The sequence below is a fragment of the Deinococcus ficus genome, from assembly GCF_003444775.1.
Classification (GTDB): domain Bacteria; phylum Deinococcota; class Deinococci; order Deinococcales; family Deinococcaceae; genus Deinococcus; species Deinococcus ficus.
The window spans coordinates 401,331-426,933 of record NZ_CP021081.1; the positions used below are offsets into that span (position 1 = coordinate 401,331).

The following is a 25,603-nucleotide window of genomic DNA, read 5'->3' on the forward strand; positions in this document are numbered from 1 at the left end:
GCCGCCCGCGCCGCTTATGCTGTCCCCCATGACCGCCGCCACCCCCGCCCCCACCGTGCCGCGCAACATCCTGAGCATCCAGTCCTGGGTGGCGTACGGACACGTGGGGAACGCCGCCGCCGTGTTCCCGCTGCAGCGCCTGGGCTTCGAGGTCTGGGCGGTGAACACCGTGCAGTTTTCCAACCACACCGGGTACGGCGCCTGGACCGGCAGCGTGTTCCCGCCGGAACTGGTGGCCGAGCTCTTGGACGGCATAGAGGCGCGCGGCGCCCTGCCCGGCTGTGACGCCGTGCTCAGCGGGTACATGGGCTCGGAAGGCACCGTGGCGGCCGTGGCGGACGCCGTGCGGCGCGTGCGGGCGGCGAACCCGGCCGCGCTGTACTGCTGCGACCCCGTGATGGGCGACGTGGGCCGCGGCGTGTTCGTGCGCCCGGAACTGCCGGACCTGATCGCCGCGCAGGCCCTCCCGGCGGCCGACATCGTCACGCCCAACCAGTTCGAACTTGAACTCCTGACCGGGCACGCCGTCCACACCCTGGACGACGCCCTGACCGCCGCGCACGTCCTGCGCGGGCGGCTGAATCCGGGCGGGCCGCGCGTCGTGGTGGTCACCAGCCTGATCCGCGAGGACGCCCCGGAAGGCGGCATCGAGACGCTGGCCGTCACCGGGGATGGCGCGTGGCTGTGCCGCACGCCGCTGATCCCGCTGGACCCGCCCCGCAACGGCACGGGCGACACCATCGCCGCGCTGTTCCTGGGGCAGATGCTGCGCGGCGCCAGCCCGGCGCAGGCCCTCAGCCTCGCCATGAGCGCCCTGTATGCCCTGCTGGACGTCACCCACCGCGCCGGCACCCGCGAGATTCAGCTGGTGGCCGCGCAGAACGAGTTCGTGCAGCCCACCCAGGTCTTCCCGGCCGAGCAGGTTCAGGGCGGCGTGGCGTGACGCCCGACCCGGCCGTGCTGGCCTACCTGCAGGAGGCCTTCGAGATGGCCCGCGCCGGGCAGACGGCGCGGCTGGAGCAGATGCTGGCCGCCGGCCTGCCGGTGAACGTCCGCAACCAGAACGGAGACACCCTGCTGATGCTGGCCGCCTACCACGGGCACGCGGCGGTCGTGGCGCGGCTGCTGGCCGCCGGCGCCGTCCCCGACACCCGCAACGACCGCGGTCAGAGCCCGCTGGAAGCCGCGGCCTTCCGCGGCGACCTGGACGTGGCCAGGTCGCTGCTGGACGCCGGCGCGGACGTGAACGCCGCCAGCCCCGCCGGCAAGACCCCGCTGATGATGGCCGCCATGTTCGGCCGCGCCGATCTGGCCGACCTGCTGCTGGACCGCGGCGCGGACCTGCACGCCCGGGACGCCGCCGGGCTGGGCATCCCGGACGCCGCCCGGCTGATGGGCGCGACCGACCTGGCCGCCGCGCTTCAGGCCCGGCTGGACACCCGCACGCCGTAACGCGCGGCCCGCCCTCTCAGGGGTGCTGCCGGGGCGGCAGGGCCGCCCGCAGGAACCAGAAGTTCCCCAGCGACCGGATGACCTCCACGAACTCCTCGATGCTCACCGGCTTGGGGATGTACGCGTTGGCGTGCAGGTTGTAACTGCGCCAGATGTCCGTCTCCGCGCGGGAGGTCGTCAGGACGATCACGGGAATGGTGCGCAGGTGCTCGTCTTCCTTCAGCACGTCCAGCAGTTCCAGGCCGGACATGCGCGGCATGTTCAGGTCCAGCAGGATCACGTCCGGGCGCACGCCGGCCTGACCGGCACTGCCACGCAGGACCTCCAGGGCGTCCACGCCGTCCCGGGCGGTGTGCAGGGCGTGCGGGAAATCGGCCTCCTCGAAGGCCTCCTCGGTCAGGAGCACGTCGGCGGGGTTGTCCTCGACCAGCAGGATCTGAATGGGTTTCATCGGGGGACCTCGTCAGGAGTGCGTGTTGGGGGGGCGGGGGCCGGGGGCCGGCAGGAGCGCCGCTCCGGGCAGCGCCGCGCTGCCCGTGGACGGCGCCGGGGAGCGGTGATCGGGAATGCTGAAGTGGAAGGTGCTGCCCTCGCCGGGCGTGCTCTCCAGCCACAGGTCGCCACCGTGCTGTTCGATGGCGCTGCGGGCCACGGCCAGCCCGATGCCGCTGCCGCTGTACTCCTCCAGGGTGTGCAGCCGCTGGAACACCCCGAAGATCCGCTCGAAGTACTGCGGCTCGATGCCGATGCCGTTGTCCTGCACGTGAAACACCCATCGGCCCGGCTCGCGGGTGGCGGACACCCGGATGACCGGCGCGCGGGCCGGCCCGCGGAACTTCACGGCGTTGGCGATCAGGTTCTGGAACACGTGGCGCAGCAGGTCGGCGTTCGCGGTCAGGATCGGCAGCAGCCCGAACTCCACCGCCGCGCCCGCCTCCTGGATGGGCGTGTGCAGATCCTGCACCACGTCATGCGCCAGGGTGCGGGTGTCCACCGGGGTGAAGGTCCGCTGCTCCTGGCCCTGGCGCACCCGGGAGAACGCCAGCAGGTCCTGGATGAGGGTCTTGAGCCGCGCGGTGGCGGAGGTGGTGAAGGCGATGTACCGGTCGGCGCGCTCGTCGAGCTGCCCGGCGTAGCGCTTGGCGAGCAGTTCGGTGTAACTGCCGATGGTCCGCAGGGGTTCTTGCAGGTCGTGGCTGGCCACGTACGCGAACTGCTCCAGTTCCCGGTTGCTGCGCCTCAGCTGCTCGTTGGTGGTTTCCAGCGTCTGCGCGGCCTGCGCGAGTTGAGCCTCGCGGTCCTGCACGGCGCGGGCCATCACGTGAACCTGCCCGCTCAGGGCGTCCAGTTCGCGCACGCCGGCGTGCGGCAGGCGCGTGTCGTACTGCCCGGCGGCGATCTCCTGCGCGCCGGCGTTCAGGGCGTCCAGCACGGTCGTGATCCGCCGGGCGCCGCGCAGCACCGTGAGCAGCAGCGTCAGGCCGCTGGTGAGCAGGCCCGCGATCGCCAGCAGGCGCACGGTGTTCAGGGTCTCGGTGCCGGCCTGCACCGCCTGCGACAGCCGGACGTTTTCCCGGCCGCGCATCTCCGCGATCAGCGCCCGCAGGGCCTCCATGCGGCTCTTGCCGTCCTCGTTCGCCACGAGCGCCACGGCGTCCCCCAGCGAACGCTGCCGGGCGGTGATCTCCGGCTCGGCGGAGAACTCCCGCCAGTCGTTCATCATCGCCAGGGCGCGGCCCGTGTTCGTGCGCTGCTGCTCGGTGGCCGCCTGCTGTTCCAGCTCGGCGGCGTGCTGCTGGAAGGCGATCACGCCGTCCAGGTAGGGCTTGAGGAAGTCCGGGTGGCCGGTGATCACGTACCCGCGCTGCCCGGACTCCATGTCCGAGGTGTCGCGCGCCAGGGAACTGAGCAGTACCAGCCGGGCGTGCGCGGCGTTCACCTGCGTGGTCGCGCGGGCGTTGCGGTCCACGCCGGTCACGACCGCCGCGCCCACGCCCAGCAGCAGCACGAACGGCAGCAGGAAGGGCCGCAGCAGCAGGTCCCGCAGCAGCACCCCGCGCGGGCGCACGGACGTCGCGTCGGGCCGCAGCAGGGCCGGGGTGGGTGCAGGCCGCGGCGCGTCCCCCGGCGCCGGGGCGGGCGCGGGGGAAGGGGAGGGCAGGCGCGCGCCTGTCTCGTTCTGCACCCGGCGATTCTAGAGCAGTGGCCCGGGACGTCCCGGACCGGCATCCGCACAGGGTTTGTTGAACCGGGTACAGCGGACGCTACACTTCCGGGCATGACCACCCGCGCCAGCGGCGCCGCGCCCGTCCGCCTCACCCGGCAGGGCCCGGTCGCCACCCTGACCCTCACCCCCCCCAAGGGCGCCCTGGGCCCCGACTTCTGGCCGGCCGTGCCCGCCGCCCTGGCCGGCCTCGGGGACGCCCGCGTGCTGATCGTGCGCGGCGAGCACCTGTTCAGCGTGGGCCTGGACGTCAAGGCCACCGCCCCGCAGCTCGCGCCCCTGATCGGCAGCGAGGCCGGCTTCCTGGACGCCGTGCAGGCCATGCACGGCGCCATCGAGGCCCTGGCCGCCCTGCCCGTCCCGGTGATCGCGGCCGTGCACGGGTGGTGCATCGGCGCGGGCCTGGAACTGATCAGCGCCTGCGACCTGCGGCTGTGCAGCGCCGACGCCCGCTTCAGCCTGCCCGAGGTGAAGCTGGGCATCACCGCCGACCTGGGCGGCCTGCAACGCCTGCCGCGCCTGATCGGCCTGGGCCGCGCCGCGCACCTCGCCCTGACCGCCGAACCCATCGATGCCCTCACCGCCGAACGCTGGGGCCTGGTCACCGAGGTGCCCGACACCCCGGACGCCCTGTTCGCCCGCGCCGACGCGCTGGCCGGTCAGCTGGCCACCCTGCCGGCCGCCGCGCTGGAAGGCACCAAACGCAGCCTGCACGACCCCGCGCCCCACCACGAGGCCATGCTGGGCGCCGTGCGCTGGAACGCCCGGCACATGAGCGTCGAGGCCCTCGCCGCCGCCCTCAAGAAATGACCCCCCAAGGAGCCCCCATGACCCTTCCCGCCGGTACGCCCGACAGCACCTTCCGCCCCGACCTCCTGGCCGGCAAGCACGCCCTGATCACCGGGGGCGGCAGCGGCATCAACCTTGGCATCGCCCAGAGTTTCGCCGCGCACGGCTGCGCCGTGACCCTGCTGGGCCGCAACCTGGACAAGGCCCAGCGCGCCGCGCAGGGCATCGTGCAGGCCGGCGGGCGGGCGCTGGGCGTCAGCGCCGACGTGCGCGACTACGCCGCCATGGAAGCCGCTGTGGCGCAGGCCGTGGCCGAATTCGGGGCCCTGGACATCGTGCTGGCCGGCGCCGCCGGGAACTTCCCCGCGCCGGTGGACGGCATTTCCCCCAACGGCTTCAGGACGGTGGTGGACATCGACCTGATCGGCACGTACCACACCATCAAGGCCGCCGCCCCGCACCTGAACACCCCGGGCGGGAACGTCCTGAGCATCAGCGCGTACGGCGTGCCCGTGCCCATGCAGGCGCACGTCGTCGCCGCGAAGGCCGGCGTGGACCAGCTCACCCGCACCCTGGCCATCGAGTGGGGCCTGCGCGGCATCCGCGTGAACGCCATCGTGCCCGGCCCCATCGACGGCACCGAGGGCATGGCCCGGCTCGCACCGGACGAGAAGACCCGCCAGCGCTTCATGGGCACCGTGCCCCTGGGCCGCTTCGGGGTGCCGCAGGACATCGCCAACGCTGCCCTCTTCCTGGTCTCCGACGCCGCCAGTTACGTGACCGGCGTGATTCTCCCGGTGGACGGCGGGCAGAACATGCTGGGCGGCGCCCCCCAGTACCAGATGTACCAGCAGATGGGCCTTGCCCTGCCCGGCAAGAAAGAAGGCTGAGCAAAGGGAAGCCGGAACCGCGGGGGACTCCCCTCATGGCTCCGGTTCTGTGGGCCTGTTACAGCGGAATCGCCTGGGTGCGCCGCGCGTGCCGGTACAGCCCCAGGTAGATCGCCAGCACGCTCAGCCCGTACATCACTAGCGTCCACGCGAACAGCAGGTCGAAGGCCGGCCCGAACGGCACGCGGCCCCGCACCACCCCGGACAGGATGCTGCTCACCGCCCAGCCCAGGTCCCAGGCGATCACGTTCACCGCCGAGTACATGGGCCGGTCCTCCTCCGGCAGGGCCGTCATGGCGTACGCGCTGTACACCGGCCCGGCCGCGTTCATCAGCGCCCCGCGCGTGAACAGCGCCACCGTGACCATCCACAGTTCCGGCGCGAAGCCCAGCAGCGCCAGGAAGGGCAGGCTGCTCGCCTGCACCACCAGCACCGCCCGGAGCTGCCCCAGCGACCGGACCAGCAGCGGCTGCAGCAGCGCCGTGACCGCCGTGGCCAGGCTCATCCAGGCGAACAGCGTGCCCAGGCTCGCGTAATCCACCTTGAACTTCCCCTCGATAAACACGTTCAGGAAGGGAATCGTGGCCCCGGCGCCCAGGCCCACCAGCACGTTCGGCATCACCAGCCGCGCCATGGTGCGCTTGTCCCGCACCGCGAAACTCCGGCCCTCCCGGGTGGTCTTCCCGGTGGGTTTCAGGCCCAGCACCGGCAGCAGCCCCAGCAGCTGGAAGGCAGTCGCCACCAGCAGCGCCGCGCGCAGCGCCCCCAGTCCGTCCGGTTCGGTCAGCGTGGCCTGCGCGTACAGGTCCGGCACTCGGCCCCCCAGCAGGTTCCCCACGAAGCCCGCCCCGGTCATCAGGGCGCTCTGCACGCTGAACAGCGTCACGCGGGTCTCCTCGGTGCTGTTGTTCGCCATGAACGGCGACCCCGCCACCACGCTCAGCGCCGCGCCCGCCCCCTGCACCAGCGCGCCCACCACCGCCATGCCCGGCCCCGACGCGGTCGCCAGGATCAGCGTGCCCACCAGACTCAGCGCCGCCCCGACCTTCAGGGTGTGCGCGTTGCTGATCCGCCGTGCCAGCGCCACCGCCGGCAGGCTCAGCAGCGCCAGCGTCAGCGCCGGCAGCGCATTCAGGAAGCCCTGCCACTCCGCACCCAGCCCCAGCGCCCGCAGGTAGAAATTCAGGAAGAGTGCCGCGAACGCCTGCGCCAGCCCGAAACTGAACGCCGACGCCAGGTACAGCCACACCTGCCGGGAAAACCGCCACTTCATACCGGCCCCACCTCGCCGCGCGCCGCCCGGCCCCCGCCCAGCTCAGACGACCGCATCGGTCACCCCGATCTTCGGACAGAAGCCCGCCAGCCGGCACGCCCCGCACGCCGGCTTCCGCGCGAAGCACACCCGCCGCCCGTGCAGGATCAGGCCGTGGTGCATGAACACCCACCGCTCCCGCGGAAACAGCCGCTCCAGGTCCGCCTCCACCTTGTCCGGGTTCGTCTGCGCGCTCAGGCCCAGCCGCCGCGCCAGCCGCCCCACGTGCGTGTCCACCGCGATCGCCGGGTACCCGTACGCGTTGCTCAGCACCACGTTCGCGGTCTTGCGGCCCGCGCCGGGCAGCGCCACCACCGCGTCGAAATCATTCGGGACCTCGCCCCCGTGCCGCTCCACCAGCAGCCGCGCCAGCGCCGCCAGGTTCCTCGCCTTCGCGCGGTACAGCCCGATCCGCCGGATCAGCGGCTCGATCTCCTCCGGCTCCGCCACGCTCATCGCGTGCGCATCCGGGAAGCGCGCGAACAACGCCGGGGTCGCCAGATTCACACTCACGTCCGTCGCCTGCGCCGACAGGACCGTCGCCACCAGCAGTTCGAACGGATTGCGGAAATCCAGCTCACAGCGGGCGTCCGGGTACAGCTCGGACAGCCCGGCCAGCACCAGCGGCGCACGGGCCTTCGCCCCACGCGGCAAACGGGCCGGCAGGGCAGATCGGAGGGAAGCGGCAGACGTCACAGCCACCCAGCCTACGCCCGCAATTTCCACGCGCATGTGAACGCCCCCGGAAGTAAGCCGGAACGCTTAGCCGCCCCGGCCCGTACTGGAGGACATGAGGGTGCTCTCCATGATCTGCGGCGTGCTTGCCGCCCTGGGCCTGCTGCTGGGCCTGCTCCCCATGTTCGGTTGGCTGAACTGGTTCTTCGTGCTGCCCCCCGCCCTGCTCGGCGTGATGTTCGGCGCCCTCAGCCGCGACCGCAGCGCCATGACCTTCAACATCGTGATCTTGGCCGTCGCCGCGCTGCGCCTGCTGCTGGGCGGCGGCGTGATCTGACCCACCCTTGCGTGAACCCCAGGCCTCTGCTACCCTATTTGGGCCTTCCGAGAGGAAGCACGGGTTCTTAGCTCAGTTGGTAGAGCGGCGGTCTCCAAAACCGTAGGTCGAGGGTTCAAGTCCTTCAGGGCCCGCCAGACACACCCCCACATGAACTGTGGGGGTGTTCTTTTGTCACCGCGGTTTTTCTTTCAGACACGGCTGGCGAAGAACTGGTGACCCCGCATCCCCGGCGCTCTTTACCAATCAGTGAGAGAGGGCACCTGAATCGAACTTCGTCAGGTGCCCTCTCGTGCGTCGCCGATCCCGCCCTTATTTACGTGGGGACGCCGGCTTCCTCGAAGGTGCGCATCTCCCGCAGGGTGGCCGCCGCCGACAGCAGCAGCGGCGCCGCCAGCACGCCCCCGGTACCTTCGCCCAGGCGCAGCCCCAGGCGGAACATGGGCGTGAGGCCCAGGTGCCGCAGCTGCGCCGCGTGCCCGATCTCCGCGCACTCGCCGGCGGGGAACAGGTACTCCCGCAGGTGGGGGGCCAGGGCCGCGCCCACCAGGGCGGCACTGCCTTCCACGAACCCGTCCAGGATCACGGCCCGGCGGCTCGCGGCGGCCTGCAGCATCACGCCCAGCATCGCCGCGATCTCGTACCCGCCGAACTCGGCCAGGACGTCCAGGGGGTCCGTGGTGCCGGTCCGCGCCAGGGCTTCCTTGATCACCGCCACCTTGTGCGCCAGGGTCCGGTCGTCCACGCCGGTGCCGCGCCCGGTCACGTCGGCCGGGTCGGCGTTCAGCAGCCGGGCCGTGATCGCCGCGGCCGGGGTGGTGTTCCCGATGCCCATCTCCCCGGGGATCAGGACGTCCGCGCCGTCGGCGATGGCCTGCCGCGCCAGGGCCGCGCCCGCCAGGACCAGCGTCTCCGTTTCCTCGCGGGTCATGGCGGCCGTCACGCGCAGGTTCCGCGTGCCGCGCCGCACCGCGTGCCGGTGCAACTGCGGGTGGTCCGGCAGGTCCGCGTTCACGCCGGCGTCCATGACGTACACGCGCGCGCCCACCGTCCGGGCGATGGCGTTCACGGCCGCGCCGCCCGCCCCGCAGGGCGTGTCGGCCAGGAAGTTCATCACCATCATGGGCGTGACCTCGGGCGGGTAGGCGCTCACGCCGTCCAGTGCCGCTCCGTGATCCCCGGCGGCCACGATTACCGCCACGCCGCGCGGGTGAGGCGTGGGCGTGCCGAACACCCCGGCCAGCCGCACGGACAGGGTCTCCAGGTCGCCCAGCGCCCCGGCGGGTTTCGTGAGCTGCGCCTGCCGCGCCTGCGCGTGCGCCATGGCGCCCGTATCGGCGGGAAGGATGCTCTGGATCAGGGTGGACAGGTCGTGGTTCATGAAACTCCTTTCAGGGTGAGGGGTAGGCCGCTGACGATCAGCGCAGCCTCGTCGCTGCCGTGCGCGCAGCGCTGGTTCACCCAGCCGAGCACGTCCCGGTAGCGGCGGGAGAGGGCGCCGTCCGGCACGATCCCGAACCCCACCTCGTTCGTCACGAGAATGACCGTCCCGGACCGCGCCCGGGCGACGGCGAGCAGGTCGTCGGCGGCCTGTAGGATCTGGTCGTCCGGCCAGTCGTGGAACATCAGGTTGTTCACCCACACGCTTAGGCAGTCCAGCAGCACCACCGGCGTGCCCGCCTCCCGCACCGCTGCGGGCACGTCCACGGGTGCCTCCACGGTTACCCAGCCCGCCGGGCGGTCCGCGCGGTGCCGCCCGATCCGGTCCTGCATCTCCGCATCGAACGCCACCCCGGTCGCCACGTACGTCACGGCCTCGCCCGCCTGCGCCGCCCGCCGCTCCGCGTACGCGCTCTTCCCGCTGCGGGCGCCGCCCGTCACGAACACCAGGCGTGCCATCAGAGCAGTCCCCGCACGAACGGCCAGTCCAGGCTGGCCTTTACCCGCGCCGCGATTGCGTCCAGACGCGCATCCAGCGAATCCAGGCCCGCCGGGACCGGCAGGTCCGCCCAGCCCAGGAACCGCTCCAGGTACGCCGGGTTCTCCAGCAGGCCGTGCAGGTACGTGCCGCGCACGTTCCCCTGGCGCCACAGCAGCCCCGGCGTGCAGGCGCTGGCGCCGGCGCCCGCCACCGTCTGCCCGTGGTGAATCTCGTAGCCCTCCAGCGCGAAGCCCGTCTCCGCGTCCGTCAGGCGCGTCAATCGCGTGGTTTTCAGGGGCGCGAACTCCGTCTCCAGGTCCAGCAGACCCAGGCCCGCCACGTCCCCGCCGCCCTCCACGCCATGCGGGTCCGTGATGCGCGAGCCCAGCATCTGCAACCCTCCGCACACGCCCAGCACCGGCACGCCCTGCGCCGCCAGCCGGGTGATCGCCCCCGCCAGCCCCGACGCCCGCAGCCACGCCAGGTCCGCCGCCGTGCTCTTGCTGCCCGGCAGGATCACCGCCCGCGCCCCCACCAGATCCGCCGGGGATGCCACCCAGCGCGCCAGTTCCCCCAGCGGCGCGAACTCGTCCAGGTTCGACACCCGCGGCAGCCGCGCAATCGCCACGAACCCCCCGTCCCCATGCGCCGCGGCGCCCTCCAGGGCCACGCCGTCCTCCTCCGGCAGCGGAACGTCCAGCCAAGGCACCACGCCCACCGTCGGCACACCCGTCTGCTCCTGCAACCACTCCGGAGCAGGGGAGAGCAGCGACGCGTCCCCCCGGAAGCGGTTCAGGATGAACCCCCGCAGCAGCGCCCGCTCTTCCGGAATCAGGCAGTGCCACGTGCCCAGCAGATGCGCGAACGCTCCACCCCGGTCAATGTCCGCCGCCAGCAGGACCGCCGCCTGCACCTCCCGCGCCACCCGCATGTTCACGATGTCCGAACTGCGCAGGTTCACCTCCGCCGGACTGCCCGCTCCCTCGATCACCACCACGTCGAACTCCGCCATCAGGCTGTGCAGCGCCTCCTGCACGTGTGGCCACAACTGCCCCTTGCGCTCCCGCCAGGGCAGGGCCGTCAGCTCCGGGTCCGCGCGGCCCAGCAGCACCACCTGACTGCGCGTGTCCGCCTCCGGCTTGAGCAGCACCGGATTCATCCGCACGTCCGGCATCACCCGCGCCGCCCGCGCCTGCACCAGCTGCGCCCGCCCCATCTCCAAGCCCGCCGGCGTCACCCCCGCGTTATTGCTCATGTTCTGCGCCTTGAACGGCGCCACCCGCAACCCCTCATCCGCCAGCGCCCGACACAATGCCGACGCCAGATACGACTTCCCCGCATTACTCGTGCAGCCCTGCACCATGATGGCGTTTCCCATTACCGGATGACCTCCTTGAGTCTTGTGATCAGCGCGTCGTTCTCCTGAGGCGTGCGCGTGCTGACGCGAATCCATTCCGGCAGGGCATAGCTGGCGCAGTCCCGGACGCGAATGTTGTGACCGAGCAGGGCCTGTGCGACCTGGGCGGCGTTTCCGACGCGCAGGAGCAGGTAGGGCGTCCCGTGATGCTGCAACTCGCCAAACTCGCGCAGGGCGGCGGCGAGCACCAGGGCATGCTGCCGGACGAGTGGCAGGGTGGTGTGCAGGAACGCTTGCGCGTCCGGGAGGGCGGCCAGCAGGGCGTCCGTGCCGGCGGGCACGTGCCACGCGGGCGCCAGGTTCTCCAGCTTCGCGATGACGCTGGGAGCGGCGATGGCGTAGGCGGGGCGGACGCCGACCAGCCCGTGGGCCTTGCCGGGGGACTGCAGGCGCATCAGATTCGGATGCCGCGGCGGAGCAGCGCCGTCCGGCAGGAAAGGCGCGTACGCCTCGTCCAGGATCAGGAGGGCGCCCGCCCCCTCGCACTGCTGCGCAAGACGCTGGAGTTCCGCAGTGCTGAGGCGGTGCCCGGTGGGGTTGTGCGGGTGGCCTACGTACACCAGCCGGGTGTGTGGCGGCAGGTGCTCGGGTAGATCGGGCACCACCTGAATCTGTCCGCGTTGCAGCTGCGCGGCGCGGGCGAGTTCGCCGAACGGGACGTGCAGGCTGAGCAGGGTTGCTCCGGCGGGCAGGAACGCCCGCGCGAGGCGGTGCAGCAGGTCCGACGCGCCGACGCTGAGGGCGATCTCGTCCGGGGTGACGCCGTGCCAGCTCGCCAGTCGGGCGCGGGTGGCCTGGTAGGTGGGGTCGGGGTAGTGGGCGTGATCGGCCTGCTGCGCGGCCCGCAGGAGTTCGGGGTTGGGGCCGTAGGGGTTGCTGTTCACGCTGAAGTCCAGGCCCCGGAATGGGGTGGCGGTGGGCCCGCCGTGCGGCGCGCGGGGCAGCAGCGGGGGAAGCCCGGTCACGCTTTCACCACCAGCAGCGCGGTGGCGAGGGTCACGGTCCGGCGGGCCAGTGCCACGGCAGCCTTCAGATCGGCGGGCGTGGGCGCGCGGCCGGTGGCGTTCAGGACGTAGACGCCGCGTTTGTCCAGCCGCACGCCCAGGGCCCCGGCGAAGGCGCTCATGGGATGACCAGCGTTCGGGCTGGGGGTGGCGCGCCGGTCGCGGGCCCAGGCGTGCCACCCCCGCCCGCCGGCAGTGAGCAGGGCGCACAGGGCCGTGAGGCGGGCCGGGGCGAGGTTCAGCAGGTCGTCCATGCGGGCCGCGGTTTTGCCGGCGTATTCGAGGTCCGGGGTGCGGTAACCCCACAGGGCGTCGGCGGTGTTCGTCAGGCGGTACGCAGCGGCCAGCGGAAGGCCGCCCACGCGGTAGGCGAGCAGGGGCGCGATCACGCTGTCGGAGAGGTTCTCGGCGAGGCTCTCGATGGCGGCGCCGGCCACCTCGGCGGCATTCAGGTTCCGGGTGTCGCGGCTGACGAGGTGCCAGGACAGCAGCCGCTGCGCCTCCGGGAGGTCCCCGCGGTCCAGGGCGCGGCCGACCTCCTGCACGGCGTCAAAGAGGGCCTTCCGGGCCAGCAGAGGTTTGAGCAGGGCGCCCTGCACGTACCAGGGCGCGCGGGCTGCCGCGAGGCCCGCGCCGGCCGCCAGGGCTGTTCCCAGGGCCCACCCGGCGGCCCCCTCGGCCAATTGCCGCGCCGGGGTGCGGCCGCGCCAGCCCCGGCGCGCCCGGTGCAGGTAGGTGCCCATGCCCACCACGGGATGCACGGCGGTGGGTGGCTCGCCCAGGGTGTCCAGGGCCAGGGCCAGCAGCATCGCGGCGCGGGTCATGCCCGGCAGGCCTCCACGAAGCGCCGGGCGAGGTTCGGAAAGCCGCCGTAGTGCAGGTGCAGGTAACTGGCGAGGACGTTGCCGTGCGCGTACCCCTCCTGCACGGGCTGGCCGTCCGGGCCGGTCCAGGTGTAGGCGGGGTGCGTGGGGGCGTGCGTCAGGGCGCTGTAGTGGAACTCGTGGCCGCGCACGTCGGTGCCCGCCGGGGCCAGCGGGGAGCCGGTCACCGCGCGGGCCTCCCGGTACCCGAGGGTGAGGCGCGGCTGCATGCGCGTGCGGTAGGGAATCACGCCGCACATCTCGTGCTGAGTGCCGTCCAGGTCTTCGAGGGTGTCACCCAGGTACATCAGGCCGCCGCACTCGCCGATCACCGGCCGGCCCGACGCCGCGAAGGCCCGCAGGCCCTCCCTCAGGCCGGTGTTGGCGCTGAGCTGGGCGGCGTGCACTTCGGGGTAGCCGCCGCCCAGCAGCACGCCCCGGGCACCTGCGGGCAGGCCAGCTTCCCGCAGGGGGCTGAAGGGCACGAGCTCCGCGCCGCACAGGCGCAGTTCGTCCAGCGCGTCCGGGTAGTAGAAGTGGAACGCCTCGTCCAGCGCGTACGCGATCCGCACCCGCTCCGCCGGGGCGGGCGAGGTGGTGGGCGGCGCCGGCAGGGGCGGGGCCTCGGCGGCGTCCAGCAGGGCGTCCAGCCGCAGGTGCGCGGCCGCGCGGAGGGCCGCGGCTGGGTCCCAGGCGGTCTGCTCGGCCTGCACCAGCCCCAGGTGCCGTTCCGGGAGGTCCAGCGCGGCGTCTTTGGGCACGAAGCCCAGCACCGGCAGCCCCACCTGACCCAGGGCCACCTCGCACAGGTCGGCGTGGCGGGCGCTGCCCACGCGGTTCAGGATCACGCCCGCGACGTTCAGGTCGGGCCCGAAGTCGCGCAGGCCGGCGGCGACGGCGGCGGCCGTGCGCGCCATGCCGGACGCGTCGATCACCAGCACCACCGGCGCCCCGAGCAGCCGGGCGAGGTCGGCGGTGCTGTGCTCGTCGGTGGTGGGGGTGCGGCCGTCGTAGAGGCCCATCACGCCCTCGATCACACTGATGTCAGCGGGCGCGGCGCTGCGCGCGAACAGGTCCCGGGTGCGCGCGGGGGAGAGCAGGAACGTGTCCAGGTTCCGGGCGTCCCGGCCGGCAGCGCGGGTCAGGTGCGTGGGGTCCAGGTAGTCGGGACCCAGTTTGAACGGCTGGACGCTCAGCCCGCGGTCCCGCAGGGCGAGGCACAGCAGCGACGCCACCGTGGTCTTGCCACTGCCGGACCCGGCGGCGGCCAGCACCAGCCGTTTAATACTCGATCCCCTGCTGCCCGCCGATGCCCTGCTCGTAGGCGTGCTTCACCGGCTGGATCTCGCTGACGGTGTCAGCGAGGGCCACCAGTTCCGGTATGGCGTCCCGGCCGGTGATCACCACGTGCATGCGGGAATCGCGGGCCTTCAGGACGGCCTCCACGTCCGGCCACGCCACCCACCCGTATTTGAGGGGATAGGTGAACTCGTCCAGCACGATCAGGTCGTACTCGCCGCCCTCGATGGCCTCCCTGGCCAGCGCCCAGCCGTGCGCGGCCATCTCGGCGGAGTTTTCCAGGTCCTTGCTGCGCCACGTCCAGCCGTCCCCGAGGCCCTGGTAGGGGATTTCCAGCATGTCCAGCGTGCGGTGCTCGCCGAACTTGGCGGTGTCGTGCTTCAGGAACTGGAACATCTTGACCTTCAGGCCGCGGCCGTGGGCGCGCAGCATCAGGCCCAGCGCGGCAGTGGTCTTGCCCTTGCCCTTGCCGGTGTTCACGATCAGCAGCCCGCGCCGGCCCTTGCTGATGCCTTCTTTCTTGCGGTAGTTGTCGCGCTGCTCGGTGAGTTCGCGCATGGCGGCCTCGCGGCGCTGGCGGGTCAGGTCGTCGGTCATTTCAGGGCCTCCGGGTGAATCATGCGGATCAGGGCGCGCAGGGCGACCGCCAGGCGCGGGCCGGGGCGGCTCAGGGCGTCCCGCTCCTCGTCGGTGGGTTTGTACACGCGCGCGGCGCTCACGGCGCGCAGGCCGGCCCAGCCGGGCCGGGCGCGGGCGTCCGTGAGCGGCAGGCCGATCATGACCTGCGGGTTGGCCTTCACGATCAGCTCCGGGTCGAGTTTCGGGAAGTCGCCCAGGCTGGCGGGCACGACCGTCTGCCCGCCGGCCTTGCCGATCAGCACGCCGATGAAACTGTTCGGGCCCACGCTGTACGGGGCGGGGTCCACCTCGTAGTACACGCTGACCTTGGGCCGGCGGGCCACGCTGGCCTGCAGGGCGTTCAGGTCGGCGCGCATGCCGGTCACCAGCCGGGTCGCCCCGGCCTCGCGGTTGGTGAGGCGGCCCAGCACGGCGATCTTCTCGAACACTTCGTTGTACGTCTGCCCGGTCCCGCCGTACACGGTGAGCCCGGCCCCGGCGAGCTTCTCCGTCAGGCGGCTGCTGGTGGACTCGTCGGCCAGCACCAGGTCCGGTTTCAGGGCCAGGATCGCCTCCAGGTTCGGCTGGAAGGCGCTGCCGACCTTCGGCAGGGCGTCCACCACGGCCTTCGGGAAGTTGCTGAAGCGGTCCACGGCCACCAGTTTGCTTCCGGCGCCGATGGCGACCAGCGTCTCGGTGTGGCTGGGCAGCATGGAGATGATGCGTTTCGGCTCCTGGCGCAGCGTGACCGTGCGGCCCAGGTCGTCCGTGAGGGTCAGGGGGTACTTCGTGGCGTGGGCGTGGGCGCTCAGCAGCAGCGCGCTCAGGGTCAGCAGGGTGCGGGTCATGTCGGTCTCCGGCGTGCGGGGCGGGAAGTGCGGCCGGAACGGGAGCGACGCAGAAAAAACGCCCGGTCCGGGCCGGGGGCCGGAGACGGGCGGGCAGGTTCAGGGGAACGGCTGGCAGCACGGTCGGACATGGCCCTCTGGCGGCGAGAGGTGCAGGCTGCGCGGCAGGGCGCGGGCGCTGCGTCCCTGAGAGGCATTCGGACTGATGGGCCAGGGCCCCATTACCGCTGCGCGACAGTGCCGGACTCTCACCGGACTTCCCCCGACTCAGGTGCCGCAAGCGTAGCAGAGGCCACGATTCCCCGCGCCGGGTGCCACGCCGCCTGCCGCAACCGGAACGGAGACAGGGCCGGGCAGCCCCGACCCTGTCCGCCGTCAGCCGCCCCTACAGCCCGATCAGGCCCTTATACCAGCCGACCAGGGCCGGGCCCCACAGCAGCGCCACGACCGCCCCGATCGCCAGGTACGGCCCAAACTTCAGGCGGTTGCTGCTGTGCAGCGCCATCTGAATCACGCCCAGCACCGCCCCGGCGAACACCGCCACGACCAGCGCCACCAGCAGCAGTTCCCAGCCCAGGAACGCGCCGATCACCGCGGCCAGCTTCACGTCCCCGAAGCCCATCGCCTGCGCGTCCACCGGTTCGTCCGTGTCGGCGGCGCCGTCGTCCTCGCGGTGGCGGCGCCAGTGCAGCCACCAGTACACGCCGCACACCAGGGCCACCGCGCCCGCCGCGCCCAGCGCGCCCACGACCATGGCCCCCAGGTCCCGGCCCAGGCCGCTGCCGCCCAGCATGACGCTGACCAGGAACCCGCCCAGCGTGAGCAGTTCGGGAATGCGAATCACCTTTTTCGCCAGGGCGTTCACCAGCGCAGAGAGCAGAGCCACGCCCGCGCCCCACCACGGGCCCAGCCACGCGCCGGCCAGCAGGCCCAGGCTGATCTGCTGGTACCCCAGCGGGAATTCCGGCCAGGACCGCTCCCGGAAGCGCCGCAGCACCCAGGCGCCCACGTTGTTGATCGTGACCAGCAGACCGGCGCCCAGCAATGCCCCCTGCACCGCCTCCGGGAAGGTGGGCAGGCCGCTGCCCTGGGCGTTCGCCAGGGCGAACAGCAGGCCCAGCCCCACGCCCGGCAGGGTCAGCTCGTCCGGGATGGTGTAGGTGTCCAGGTCGATGGCGCTGCCCACCAGCAGAATCGTGAACAGCACCATCAGGCCCAGCGCGCCCAGCCCGAACGTCAGCGGCGGGAACAGCCACGCGATCAGCCCGTATCCCAGGCCCGTCAGCGCCTCCACGACCGGGTAGCGCGCCTTGATGGGCGCGCGGCAGTAGCGGCACTTCCCGCCCAGCGCCAGCCAGGACCCCAGCGGCACCAGGTCCTGGACGCCCAGACGGTGGTCGCAGTGCGGGCAGTGGCTGGGCGGGAAGGCGATGTTCTCCCCGCGCGGCAGCCGCCAGATCAGGACGTTCGAGAACGACCCGACCAGCAACCCCAGGATGACGGCGAACACCACGAGCAAGGCGTCAGGACTCACCCACGAAGTGTAAGCGGTCTCACCTGACAGCCCGCTTTCGCCGGGCCGCTCACCCCGTTCATGGGTGTTGCACCGCGTTCAGACTCACGTCCCGTCAGGCGGGCAGGCGCGACACTGAACACTGCCCCCTTTCATCCTCTCCTGCGCACCCCCGGGGCCCGGCCATTCCCTTCCGCCACCCATCTTCACTGCTTCCCCGATCACACCGGCCTCCCCGCAGGCCCTGGAATCTGCACCATGACCACACCTTCAGACCCCCAACCCACCCCCGCCCCCGTGCCCGCCGTGCCCGTCACCCCGCAGCCGCAGATCATCCAGGGCGGCATGGGCGTGGCGATCAGCGACTGGAAACTCGCCCGCGCCGTGTCCCTGCAGGGGCAGCTGGGCGTGGTGTCCGGCACCGGCATCGACAACCTGCTCGTGCGCCGCCTGCAGGACGGCGACCCCGACACCCTGCGCGCCCTGGCGCACTTCCCCGACCAGACCCGCGCGCAGAAGATCATCGCCGACTACTTCATTCAGGGCGGCAAGCCTGCGGGCCAGCCTTACAAGCGCGTGCCGCTGCCCACCCTGACCAGACAGGACCCCGCCTGGGGCCTGGCCATCGTGGGCGCGTTCGTGGAAGTGTGGCTGGCGCGCGAGGGCCACGACCACCCGGTCGGCCTGAACCTCCTCACCAAGCTGCAGCTGCACACCATGCCCGCCATGTACGGCGCGATGCTGGCCGGAGTGGACACCGTGATCATGGGCGCCGGCATTCCCCGCGAGGTGCCCGGCGCGCTGGACGCCTTCTCCCACGGCCTGCCGTACACCTTCCGCGTGGACGTCAAAGGTGATGGCCCCGCCACCGCGCCCCTCACCCTGGACCCCGCCGACTACGGCTTCGGGGGCGTGGCGCTGCAACGCCCGAAGTTCTACCCGATCATCTCCAGCCACGTGCTGGCCGGCGTGCTGACCCGCAAGGCGACCGGCAGCATCCAGGGCTTCGTGATCGAGGGCCCCACCGCCGGCGGGCACAACGCGCCCCCGCGCGGACAGGTGACGTACGACGCGTCCGGGCAGCCCATCTACACCGAGCGGGACGTGGCTGACCTCGCGGAGATGCGCAAGATCGGCCTGCCGTTCTGGCTGGCGGGCGGCTCCGGCAGCCCCGAGGCGCTGCAATCGGCGCTCGCCGAGGGCGCGGCCGGCATTCAGGTGGGCACGCTCTTCGCGTACTGCGCCGAGAGCGGCATGCGCGACGAGACCAAGCAGCGCGCCCTGGCCGCCGTGCGGGACGGGCAGGCGGAGGTGTTCACCGATCCGCTGGCGTCCCCGACCGGGTTCCCGTTCAAGGTGGTGCAGCTCGAAGGCACGCTGAGCGAACCGGAACTGTACGCGCAGCGGCGCCGCATCTGCGACGTGGGCTACCTGCGCGAGTTCTACTGGGCGGGCGAGGGCAAGACCGGCCTGCGCTGCGCGGCCGAGCCGGTCGAGGACTACGTGCGTAAGGGCGGCACGCTGGAGGACACGGTGGGCCGCAAGTGCCTGTGTAACGCCCTGCTGGCCGACGCCGGGTACCCGCAGATGCAGAAGTGGGGCGACCTGGAGCAGCCCCTGATCACCAGCGGGGACGACGTGGTGAAGCTGTCCCACTGGAAGCCCGGGTACACGGCCGCGGACGTGATCGCGTACCTGCGCGGTGAGGCTGCCCCGCAGTAAGGGCGGCGTGCCGGGGCCCGGCCTGTCCCGTGTGGGGCGGCCGGGCCCGGCCTTTGCTCACAATTGTTTGACATAGAATCAATCGGTTGATAATTTAAAGCAGTCACCGGCGCCCTCCACCCCACTCCCCAAGGAGAACCACCATGACCACCACCGGCAACCCCCGCATCGGCATCATCATCAGCAGCACCCGCCCCACCCGCATCGCCGACCAGCCCACCCAGTGGTTCTACGACATCGCCCGGCAACGCACCGACCTCGACTTCGAGATCGTCGACCTGCGCGACCACCCCATGCCCTTCTTCGACGAGGTCGCCAGCAACGCCTGGGCCCCCAGCCAGAACCCCGAAGTCGTCCGCTGGCAGCAGCGCGTCGCCCAGTTCGACGGCTACGTCATCATCACCGCCGAATACAACCACGCCCCCACCGGCGTCCTCAAAAACGCCCTGGACAACGCCTACGTCGAATGGGTCCGCAAACCCGTCGCGTACGTCGGCTACGGCAGCGTGGGCGCCGCCCGCGCCATCGAACAGCTGCGTCTGATCGCCGCCGAACTCCAGCAGGTCAGCGTGCGCACCAGCGTGCACATCCAGGGCGCCGACTTCTTCGGCCTGATGCAGGGCCAGAAGACCATGAACGACATGCCCTACCTCAACGACGGCGCCCAGAACCTCCTGAACGACCTCGCCTGGTGGACCCGCGCCCTCAAGACCGCCCGCGACACCCAGAGCTGAAACAAATATAAATAGTGAAAGGCAGAGCTTTGAGGCTCTGCCTTTCACTATTCAATACCGTCCCGCCATTAAATGATCATAGGTCTATAGTTTTTTCAGGCGCTTGAAGAAGCAGTTTTCTGTATAAATCACCTCTTCCTTAAGTTGGACACTGCTCTTGTTACAACTGACGAGTTCCCAGCCGTTCTTCCCGAGAATGTTGAACAGGCTGATATAGCCTAACTCCGATTTATATTCCTGCTGCATCTTCAACTTTTTGATGAGATTGATCAGGCTTGAAGCGGAATATGACCCTTCCGGCGTGGTGATGCCTAGGATCACTCCCAGATCACCGGACGAGGAACCATCGTTGTTTATCGTCTCTACTGCGGAATACTGCGTGTATTCCCAGACCGGGCCTGTGGCGGTCTGTGCTTCTGCAAAAGATAGGGCAGTTGTAATACAAGCCAGGGGAATTACTCGTTTCATTACTCCCTGATTATATTCAACAACACCAAGACCGTTGCCTCAGTGCTTCGGGAAGTGGCCCAGCTGCGGCACGTTCGGTGCCCACACGGGCCGCTCCACAACCTCACCGAACAGGTCGTACTCGTCACTGTCCTCAATGCGGACGCGCACGATGTCCCCGATCTTCACCTGACCCGCGAACTCACCGGCGTACACGTACACCTGCCCGTCAATCCCGGGCGCGTCGCCCTTCGTCCGGCCGATCAGGCGCGTGCCGGGCTGGTCATCCTCGTCATCGTTGAACTCGTCGATGATCACCTCCATCACGCCGCCCACCTTCTCGCCCAGCTTCTCGGTGCTGATCCGCTGCGCGACCTCCATGAACCGCGCCAGGCGCGCCTGCTTCACGTCGTCCGGCACCGCGCCGGGCAAGCGGTTCGCGTCCGCTTCCTCCACGTCGCTGTACGCGAACGCCCCCACGCGGTCCAGACGCGCCTCCTCCAGGAACGTCAGCAGCTCCTGGAAGTCCTCCTCCGTCTCGCCGGGGAACCCCACGATGAACGTGCTGCGGATCACCAGCTCAGGACAGATCTCCCGCCAGCGGCGGATCGTCTCCAGCTGCTTGCCCGCCCCGGGCCGCCGCATCAGCTTCAGGATGCGCGGGCTGGCGTGCTGCAGCGGCACGTCCAGGTACGGCAGGATCTTGCCCTGCGCCATCAGCTCCACGATCCGGTCCACGTGCGGGTACGGGTACACGTAATGCATCCGCACCCACGCGCCCATCTCGCCCAGCTTCACCGCCAGGTCCGTCAGATGCGCCCGCACCTGCTCGCCCTGAAACTCGCTCTCGCGGTACCGCATGTCCACGCCGTACGCGGAAGTGTCCTGCGCGATGATCATCAGTTCCTTCGTGCCGCCCGCGACAAGGCGGAACGCCTCGTACAGCACCGCCCCGGCATCCCGCGACACCTGCAAGCCCCGCAGCTTCGGAATGATGCAGAACGCACACGTGTGATTGCAGCCCTCCGCCACCTTCACGTACGCGTAATGCCGCGGCGTGAGCTTCACGGTCGGCGCGAACACGTCCCCATGCTTCGTCACTTCACGCGCCGGCACGTCCGCCCGCATCCCCGGCGCCGCCACCGGCAGCAGGCCCGTGAACGCATCCTGCTCCATGGGCAGCAGCTCCCGCACGTGCCCCATCACGTCATCCACCGCCTCCGACCCCGTGATCGCCGCCACCTTCGGGTGCCGCTCCATGATCTTCTCCGGCCGCTCCCCCAGGCACCCCGTCACGATCACCTTCCCGGTCGCGTCCAGCGCCTCCCCGATCGCACTCAGGGACTCCTCGATCGCCGGCGTGATGAACCCGCACGTGTTCACGATCACCGCGTCCGCCCCCTCGTAACTCGCGGCGACCTCGTACCCCTCCACGCGCAGCTGCGTCAGAATCCGCTCGCTGTCCACCAGCGCCTTCGGGCACCCCAGACTGATGAACCCCACCTTTTTCACGCCGCTCTGCACGGCGGCCACCTCATTCGTCATACCCACTCCCCGGCCCACAAGAGCGGGGCCTCACGCACACACGCCCACCAGCTGGCAGCGCGGTTCACAGCCGGGCAGTCTAGCAGGGCAGAGCGAGGGAAATGGAGTGCTCGTTTCCGGGCTCGGCGGCCCACCCCCCATCCCTCCGGGATGGGGGGTGGGCCGCCGAGGATGTCGATGAGGTCGGGGCTCAGCTGGCCCAGCGTGGTGGTGTGCGGTGACCTGGGCTGTGGGTGCGAAGGGTCCGGGTTCGGTTTCTATGCCTTGACGCTGCGCGTCAAATGGCCGGCATCGCATCTGCCGTCCGGGGCAGGGTGGGCTGTTTAAAGAGCTGGGGCTGAATGCCAGTCTGAAGAATTCGATCTTCCGTTCCCATCAAGACTCCCGGCCCATTTATCGGCATGGCAACCCGGCCGTCGTGCGCGCAGAGCGCGGGCCCTCCATCGAACCCGGAGCATGGCGGCGAGGCCGGACCCGTGCCCGCCCAGCCACAAGTCCATCACATTGCTGATCTCTCTTGCCCAGTGCAACGCAAGCTCCCCCCGTCCCAGAGGGATGGGGGGCTGGGGGGTGGGCCGCCATAACGTCAGGACAGTCTGTTACAGCCGGCTTTCGATGGCCCGGGCGTGGGCTTCCAGCCCTTCGGCGCGGGCGAGCGTGGCGCCGGCCGGTCCGATGCGCCGCAGGGTGTCTTCGTTCAGGCCGACGACGCTGATGATGTTCTGGAAGTCGCGGACGTTGACGGGGCTCATGAAGCGGGCGGTGCCGCCGGTGGGCATGACGTGGCTGGGGCCGGCGACGTAGTCGCCGAGGGCTTCCATGCTGTGTTCGCCGATGAAGACGCCGCCGGCGCGTTGGACGTGGCCGAGGAGGGGCCAGGGGTCGCGGGTGAGGAGGCAGAGGTGTTCGGGGGCGTAGAGGTTGGCGAGGTCGAGGGCTTCTTGCAGGTCGCCAGCGAGGACGGTTTTCATGCGGGTCTGGATGCTGTCGCGGGCCCAGGTCCGGTTGGGTTCGGGGAGGGCGGTGAGTTGCCGGTCGAGTTCCTCGTTGACGCGGTTCAGGAGGTCGGGGCTGGTGGAGACGAGGACGGGTTCGGCGCCGTTGTGTTCGGCCTGGGCGAGGAGGTCGGCGGCGACGAAGCGGGGGTCGGCGCTGTCGTCGGCGACGACGAGGGTTTCGGTGGGGCCGGGGAGGCTTTCGATGCCGGTCTGGCCGTACACGAGGCGTTTGGCGATGACGACGAAGAGGTTGCCGGGGCCGGCGATCTTGTCGACGCTGGGGACGCTGGCGGTGCCGTAGGCGAGCGCGGCGATGGCCTGCGCGCCGCCCGCGCGGTAGACGTGCGTGATGCCGAGTTCGCGGGCGGCGACGAGGATGGCAGGGTGAACCGTGCCGTCCCGGGCGGGAGGGGTGGTGACGATGAGCTCGGGCACGCCCGCCACCTGGGCGGGCACGGCGGTGTGGATCAGGGTGCTGATCAGGGGGGCGAGGCCGCCGGGCACGTATACGCCGACCCGGCCCAGGGGCCGCACGAGCTGCCCGAGGGCGCCGTCGGGGCCGTGGTTCAGGAAGCCGTGGGCGGGCTGCTGCTGGTAGAAGGCGCGGACGCGGTGAATGGCGGTGCGGATGGCGTCGTGCAGGCCGGCGTCGATGCTGGCGGCGGCGATGTCGGCTTCGCTGACGCGCAGGTCGGTGGGTCGGTGGCCGTCGAGCCGTTCGGTCCAGTCGCGCAGGGCGTCGTCTCCGCGTTCGCGGACGTCGGCGATGATGCGTTCGACGACCTGCGTGGGCGTGAGCGCCTCGCCGAAGGTCTCATGGATGCGGGTGAGGACCGCGTCGGGGACGGGCGCGTCGTTGAAGCTGCGGGTCAGGGCGGCGCGGGCTTCGGGCCCCTGGAGCACTTGCATGCGTCCGAGCATAGGCGCGCCGCGCCCGGCGCGTCACGGGTCGTCTCGACCGTGATTCCGGGTGGGCCTGCCTAGCGCCGGCGGCGGCGTTCCCGGTCGGGCCGCGGCCGAGCGGCCTGCGTGCTGAGGTTCGCCTCGATGGGCCCGAAGTCGGTGGGCTGGATCAGGCGCAGCAGGGCGTGGGGCGGGGCGCTGTCCAGGTACACGTAGGCGTTCCCGGGCCGCAGGAAGTACCCGCAGGCGGGCGTGCCGGCCACGTCCACGTCCGGGAGACGCTGGATCAGCACGCGGCCGCCGGTGAGGTGGACGTGCTGCCGTTCGGGCAGCTGGTCCTGCCCGACGCCCTCGGCGCAGCGGGCGCGCAGCCACAGCAGCAGGCTGACCGGGTCGTGATGGTCGGTGGTGAGGGGCTGGGTGGCTTCCTCGCGGCCCTGGCGCAGGGTGATCAGGCCGGCGCGGCGGTCGAAGGTCGTCTCGAAGTGCGCGCGGCCCCGGCCGTCCCCCTCGCTGTACGACTGACTGGTGAGCCAGCGCGGGTGCATGCGGCTGGTCTGCACGCGCCGCACCGGGGGCAGCACCCCGCCGAAATCGGTCTGAACGCGGGCGACCAGCGAGCCGCGTTCCAGGTGCAGCGTCCAGTCCTGCGTGCCGGCGAAGCGGCCCCCCAGGGTCAGGGTGAACGCGAAGGTGTCCGGGGCAGGCACGGCGTAGGCCGCCCGCGTCCCCTCGGCGCCCGCGGGAGGCGCCCCGTCCGGAAGCGTCTCGTCCGCGCTGCCGGCGGGGTGGCCCGCCAGGGGATCTAGTTCAGCGGCGTCCAGAAGCTCTCACCCGGCCCTTCCCAGGTGGCGCCGAGCGCCTCGGCGACGGTCGCGCCGACGTCCGCGAAGGTCTCTCGGTCGCCCAGGCTCACGGGGGTCAGGCCGGGGCGGTAGGCGAGCAGCAGGCCGTGCTCGCGGGTGTGGTCGCTGCCGTGCCAGGTGGGGTCGTTGCCGTGATCGGAGAGGATCAGCAGCACGCCGTCCTGCGGCACGGCGGCCAGCAGCTCCGGCAGGGCGCGGTCGAACTCGGCCAGGGTGCGGCTGTACCCCTCGGGGTCGCGGCGGTGCCCGAACTTGCTGTCGAAGTCCACGAGGTTCGTGAAGATCAGCCCGCGGGTGCCGTCCTGCGCGGCCTGCCGCATGCGGGCCAGGGTCTTGCGGATGCCGTCGGCGTTGTCATCGGTGTGGATGCTCTCGGTGAAGCCCTGGTTGGCGTAGATGTCCGGGATCTTCCCGATGCCGATCACGGCCTGCCCGGTGGCCTTCACGGCGTCCAGCACGGTGGGGGGCGGGGTGAGGCTGAAGTCCTTGCGGTGCTCGTTGGCCCGCTCGAACGGGAATTCGCCCCGGAACGGCCGGGCGATCACGCGGGCCACGGCGTACTCGCCCTGCAGGATCTCGCGGGCGGCGCGGCACCACTCGTACAGCGTCTCCAGCGGCACGACGTCCTCGTGCGCGGCGATCTGGAAGACGCTGTCGGCGCTGGTGTACACGATGGGCGCCCCGGTCTTGAGGTGCTCCGGCCCGAAGTCGCGGATCACGTCCGTGCCGCTGTAGGGCCGGTTGCACAGGTGCCCCCGGCCGGTCGCGGCGTCGAAGCGGTCCATCACGGCGGGCGGGAAGCCGTCCGGGAACACCTGGAAGGGGTGCTCGAGCTGCACGCCCATGAACTCCCAGTGGCCGGTGCTGGTGTCCTTGCCGGGGCTGACCTCGCGCATGCGGCCGTAGGCGCCCTGCAGGTCGCTGGTGGGCACGGCGGGAATATGCGCGTCGCCGGTGTTCACGGTTGGCAGGTGCCCCAGGCCCAGCCGGGCGAGGTTCGGGAGCGGCACCGGGTGGCGTTCCAGCGTGTGGTTGATGGTGTGCGCGCCCCGGTCCCCGAACTTCTCGGCGTCCGGCAGTTCACCCATGCCCACGGAGTCCAGCACGATGATCGTTAGCAGCATCCTCCCAGTGTAGCCGGGCGGGGCAGCGCCTCCCAGGGACGCCGGACCGCGCGCCCGCAGCTCAGGGGCTTTGACGCGGTGCCGTCCGGGCGGGCGATGCCG

General features: G+C 71.2%; 25 protein-coding genes, 1 tRNA gene and 1 riboswitch. Of the genes, 8 read left to right on the forward strand and 18 right to left on the reverse strand.

Translation table 11 applies throughout. The annotated features are described in order from the left end of the window. The first annotated feature begins 28 nt into the window (after positions 1-28). Both pdxY and DFI_RS01985 read left to right on the forward strand, forming a co-directional pair. Positions 29-943: a pyridoxal kinase PdxY gene (pdxY, locus tag DFI_RS01980; protein ID WP_027463931.1), complete on the forward strand. Its 915-nt coding sequence runs from the start codon at positions 29-31 to the stop codon at positions 941-943. After that, a complete protein-coding gene (locus tag DFI_RS01985; RefSeq protein WP_043779270.1) occupies positions 940-1,452 on the forward strand; it encodes an ankyrin repeat domain-containing protein in 513 nt (170 codons plus the stop codon). Before pdxY ends, DFI_RS01985 begins: the two co-directional genes overlap by 4 nt. Before the next feature lie 16 nt (positions 1,453-1,468). On the opposite strand, the gene DFI_RS01990 is transcribed toward DFI_RS01985, so the two are convergent. Beyond that, on the reverse strand, positions 1,469-1,903 hold the full coding sequence (locus tag DFI_RS01990; protein WP_022800358.1) for a response regulator: 435 nt from the start codon (positions 1,901-1,903) through the stop codon (positions 1,469-1,471). A gap of 12 nt (positions 1,904-1,915) precedes the next feature. Then, positions 1,916-3,637, reverse strand: coding sequence for a sensor histidine kinase (locus DFI_RS01995; protein WP_244940298.1), 1,722 nt, complete (start codon positions 3,635-3,637; stop codon positions 1,916-1,918). 93 nt (positions 3,638-3,730) lie between these two features. Here DFI_RS01995 and DFI_RS02000 point away from each other — a divergent pair, with 93 nt between their 5' ends. Together DFI_RS02000 and DFI_RS02005 are read left to right on the forward strand one after the other, a co-directional pair. Beyond that, on the forward strand, positions 3,731-4,486 hold the full coding sequence (locus DFI_RS02000; RefSeq protein ID WP_027463932.1) for an enoyl-CoA hydratase-related protein: 756 nt from the start codon (positions 3,731-3,733) through the stop codon (positions 4,484-4,486). Between the two features lie 17 nt (positions 4,487-4,503). After that, a complete protein-coding gene (locus tag DFI_RS02005; RefSeq protein WP_027463933.1) occupies positions 4,504-5,355 on the forward strand; it encodes an SDR family oxidoreductase in 852 nt (283 codons plus the stop codon). A gap of 58 nt (positions 5,356-5,413) precedes the next feature. Here the strand turns inward: DFI_RS02005 and DFI_RS02010 are convergent, their stop codons facing one another. Beyond that, positions 5,414-6,628, reverse strand: coding sequence for an MFS transporter (locus DFI_RS02010; protein ID WP_027463934.1), 1,215 nt, complete (start codon positions 6,626-6,628; stop codon positions 5,414-5,416). A gap of 42 nt (positions 6,629-6,670) precedes the next feature. Beyond that, positions 6,671-7,363: an endonuclease III gene (gene nth, locus DFI_RS02015; protein ID WP_420810873.1), complete on the reverse strand. Its 693-nt coding sequence runs from the start codon at positions 7,361-7,363 to the stop codon at positions 6,671-6,673. 94 nt (positions 7,364-7,457) lie between these two features. On the opposite strand from nth, the gene DFI_RS02020 reads away from it, so the two are divergent. Together DFI_RS02020 and DFI_RS02025 are read left to right on the forward strand one after the other, a co-directional pair. Then, the gene (locus tag DFI_RS02020) at positions 7,458-7,679 is read left to right on the forward strand and encodes a hypothetical protein (RefSeq protein WP_027463936.1); all 222 of its coding nucleotides are present in this window, start codon (positions 7,458-7,460) and stop codon (positions 7,677-7,679) included. A gap of 61 nt (positions 7,680-7,740) precedes the next feature. Next, positions 7,741-7,816: transfer RNA gene (locus DFI_RS02025), tRNA-Trp, on the forward strand. Positions 7,817-7,995: 179 nt separating this feature from the next. Here the strand turns inward: DFI_RS02025 and cobT are convergent. The 9 genes from cobT to DFI_RS02070 all read right to left on the reverse strand — a co-directional run bounded on the left by cobT (position 7,996) and on the right by DFI_RS02070 (position 17,183). Next, the gene (gene cobT / locus DFI_RS02030) at positions 7,996-9,060 is read right to left on the reverse strand and encodes a nicotinate-nucleotide--dimethylbenzimidazole phosphoribosyltransferase (protein ID WP_027463937.1); all 1,065 of its coding nucleotides are present in this window, start codon (positions 9,058-9,060) and stop codon (positions 7,996-7,998) included. Next, complete coding sequence (gene cobU / locus DFI_RS02035) at positions 9,057-9,578, reverse strand: bifunctional adenosylcobinamide kinase/adenosylcobinamide-phosphate guanylyltransferase (protein ID WP_027463938.1); 522 nt, start codon at positions 9,576-9,578, stop codon at positions 9,057-9,059. The genes cobT and cobU overlap by 4 nt, the downstream gene beginning before the upstream one ends. Continuing rightward, a complete protein-coding gene (locus DFI_RS02040) occupies positions 9,578-10,978 on the reverse strand; it encodes a cobyric acid synthase (RefSeq protein WP_118375818.1) in 1,401 nt (466 codons plus the stop codon). The genes cobU and DFI_RS02040 overlap by 1 nt, the downstream gene beginning before the upstream one ends. Continuing rightward, positions 10,978-11,982 (reverse strand): pyridoxal phosphate-dependent aminotransferase, encoded by a 1,005-nt coding sequence (locus tag DFI_RS02045; RefSeq protein WP_027463940.1) that lies wholly within the window; start codon positions 11,980-11,982, stop codon positions 10,978-10,980. Before DFI_RS02045 ends, DFI_RS02040 begins: the two co-directional genes overlap by 1 nt. After that, complete coding sequence (gene cbiB / locus DFI_RS02050) at positions 11,979-12,845, reverse strand: adenosylcobinamide-phosphate synthase CbiB (protein WP_027463941.1); 867 nt, start codon at positions 12,843-12,845, stop codon at positions 11,979-11,981. The genes DFI_RS02045 and cbiB overlap by 4 nt, the downstream gene beginning before the upstream one ends. Further along, complete coding sequence (locus tag DFI_RS02055) at positions 12,842-14,170, reverse strand: cobyrinic acid a,c-diamide synthase CobB (RefSeq protein WP_027463942.1); 1,329 nt, start codon at positions 14,168-14,170, stop codon at positions 12,842-12,844. Before DFI_RS02055 ends, cbiB begins: the two co-directional genes overlap by 4 nt. Then, on the reverse strand, positions 14,166-14,780 hold the full coding sequence (cobO, locus tag DFI_RS02060; RefSeq protein WP_081425970.1) for a cob(I)yrinic acid a,c-diamide adenosyltransferase: 615 nt from the start codon (positions 14,778-14,780) through the stop codon (positions 14,166-14,168). The genes DFI_RS02055 and cobO overlap by 5 nt, the downstream gene beginning before the upstream one ends. After that, on the reverse strand, positions 14,777-15,649 hold the full coding sequence (locus tag DFI_RS02065; RefSeq protein ID WP_027463944.1) for an ABC transporter substrate-binding protein: 873 nt from the start codon (positions 15,647-15,649) through the stop codon (positions 14,777-14,779). The genes cobO and DFI_RS02065 overlap by 4 nt, the downstream gene beginning before the upstream one ends. A gap of 172 nt (positions 15,650-15,821) precedes the next feature. Next, positions 15,822-15,936: riboswitch (cobalamin riboswitch) on the reverse strand. A 98-nt stretch (positions 15,937-16,034) separates the two neighbouring features. Continuing rightward, entirely contained in the window at positions 16,035-17,183 is a 1,149-nt protein-coding gene (locus DFI_RS02070; RefSeq protein WP_027463945.1) for a prepilin peptidase, read from the reverse strand. 237 nt (positions 17,184-17,420) lie between these two features. Here DFI_RS02070 and DFI_RS02075 point away from each other — a divergent pair, with 237 nt between their 5' ends. Then, entirely contained in the window at positions 17,421-18,884 is a 1,464-nt protein-coding gene (locus tag DFI_RS02075) for a nitronate monooxygenase (RefSeq protein ID WP_027463946.1), read from the forward strand. Positions 18,885-19,027: 143 nt separating this feature from the next. Then, a complete protein-coding gene (locus tag DFI_RS02080; protein ID WP_027463947.1) occupies positions 19,028-19,618 on the forward strand; it encodes an NADPH-dependent FMN reductase in 591 nt (196 codons plus the stop codon). 84 nt (positions 19,619-19,702) lie between these two features. On the opposite strand, the gene DFI_RS20055 is transcribed toward DFI_RS02080, so the two are convergent. The 5 genes from DFI_RS20055 to DFI_RS02100 form a co-directional block, all read right to left on the reverse strand. Beyond that, positions 19,703-20,086, reverse strand: coding sequence for a hypothetical protein (locus tag DFI_RS20055; RefSeq protein WP_155864593.1), 384 nt, complete (start codon positions 20,084-20,086; stop codon positions 19,703-19,705). A gap of 39 nt (positions 20,087-20,125) precedes the next feature. Next, on the reverse strand, positions 20,126-21,610 hold the full coding sequence (gene rimO / locus DFI_RS02085; protein ID WP_027463948.1) for a 30S ribosomal protein S12 methylthiotransferase RimO: 1,485 nt from the start codon (positions 21,608-21,610) through the stop codon (positions 20,126-20,128). Positions 21,611-22,209: 599 nt separating this feature from the next. Continuing rightward, positions 22,210-23,517 (reverse strand): histidinol dehydrogenase, encoded by a 1,308-nt coding sequence (gene hisD, locus DFI_RS02090; protein ID WP_027463949.1) that lies wholly within the window; start codon positions 23,515-23,517, stop codon positions 22,210-22,212. A 71-nt stretch (positions 23,518-23,588) separates the two neighbouring features. Then, positions 23,589-24,221 carry a hypothetical protein gene (locus tag DFI_RS02095; protein ID WP_043779271.1) on the reverse strand — a complete coding sequence of 211 codons (633 nt, stop codon included), beginning with the start codon at positions 24,219-24,221 and terminating at the stop codon, positions 23,589-23,591. A 95-nt stretch (positions 24,222-24,316) separates the two neighbouring features. After that, positions 24,317-25,501 (reverse strand): phosphopentomutase, encoded by a 1,185-nt coding sequence (locus DFI_RS02100; protein WP_027463950.1) that lies wholly within the window; start codon positions 25,499-25,501, stop codon positions 24,317-24,319. Positions 25,502-25,603: the final 102 nt, after the last annotated feature.

Bases quoted from the DNA above. Each gene is read 5' to 3' on its own strand.
- pdxY (WP_027463931.1), top strand. From the start codon at position 29: ATGACCGCCGCCACCCCCGCCCCCACCGTGCCGCGCAACATCCTGAGC.
- hisD (WP_027463949.1), bottom strand. From the start codon at position 23,517: ATGCAAGTGCTCCAGGGGCCCGAAGCCCGCGCCGCCCTGACCCGCAGC.
- DFI_RS02020 (WP_027463936.1), top strand. From the start codon at position 7,458: ATGAGGGTGCTCTCCATGATCTGCGGCGTGCTTGCCGCCCTGGGCCTG.
- DFI_RS02100 (WP_027463950.1), bottom strand. From the start codon at position 25,501: ATGCTGCTAACGATCATCGTGCTGGACTCCGTGGGCATGGGTGAACTG.
- cobO (WP_081425970.1), bottom strand. From the start codon at position 14,780: ATGACCGACGACCTGACCCGCCAGCGCCGCGAGGCCGCCATGCGCGAA.
- cbiB (WP_027463941.1), bottom strand. From the start codon at position 12,845: ATGACCCGCGCCGCGATGCTGCTGGCCCTGGCCCTGGACACCCTGGGC.
- DFI_RS02080 (WP_027463947.1), top strand. From the start codon at position 19,028: ATGACCACCACCGGCAACCCCCGCATCGGCATCATCATCAGCAGCACC.
- cobT (WP_027463937.1), bottom strand. From the start codon at position 9,060: ATGAACCACGACCTGTCCACCCTGATCCAGAGCATCCTTCCCGCCGAT.
- DFI_RS20055 (WP_155864593.1), bottom strand. From the start codon at position 20,086: ATGAAACGAGTAATTCCCCTGGCTTGTATTACAACTGCCCTATCTTTT.
- DFI_RS02010 (WP_027463934.1), bottom strand. From the start codon at position 6,628: ATGAAGTGGCGGTTTTCCCGGCAGGTGTGGCTGTACCTGGCGTCGGCG.
- rimO (WP_027463948.1), bottom strand. From the start codon at position 21,610: ATGACGAATGAGGTGGCCGCCGTGCAGAGCGGCGTGAAAAAGGTGGGG.
- cobU (WP_027463938.1), bottom strand. From the start codon at position 9,578: ATGGCACGCCTGGTGTTCGTGACGGGCGGCGCCCGCAGCGGGAAGAGC.
- DFI_RS01990 (WP_022800358.1), bottom strand. From the start codon at position 1,903: ATGAAACCCATTCAGATCCTGCTGGTCGAGGACAACCCCGCCGACGTG.
- DFI_RS02005 (WP_027463933.1), top strand. From the start codon at position 4,504: ATGACCCTTCCCGCCGGTACGCCCGACAGCACCTTCCGCCCCGACCTC.
- DFI_RS02075 (WP_027463946.1), top strand. From the start codon at position 17,421: ATGACCACACCTTCAGACCCCCAACCCACCCCCGCCCCCGTGCCCGCC.
- DFI_RS02000 (WP_027463932.1), top strand. From the start codon at position 3,731: ATGACCACCCGCGCCAGCGGCGCCGCGCCCGTCCGCCTCACCCGGCAG.
- DFI_RS02040 (WP_118375818.1), bottom strand. From the start codon at position 10,978: ATGGGAAACGCCATCATGGTGCAGGGCTGCACGAGTAATGCGGGGAAG.
- DFI_RS02065 (WP_027463944.1), bottom strand. From the start codon at position 15,649: ATGACCCGCACCCTGCTGACCCTGAGCGCGCTGCTGCTGAGCGCCCAC.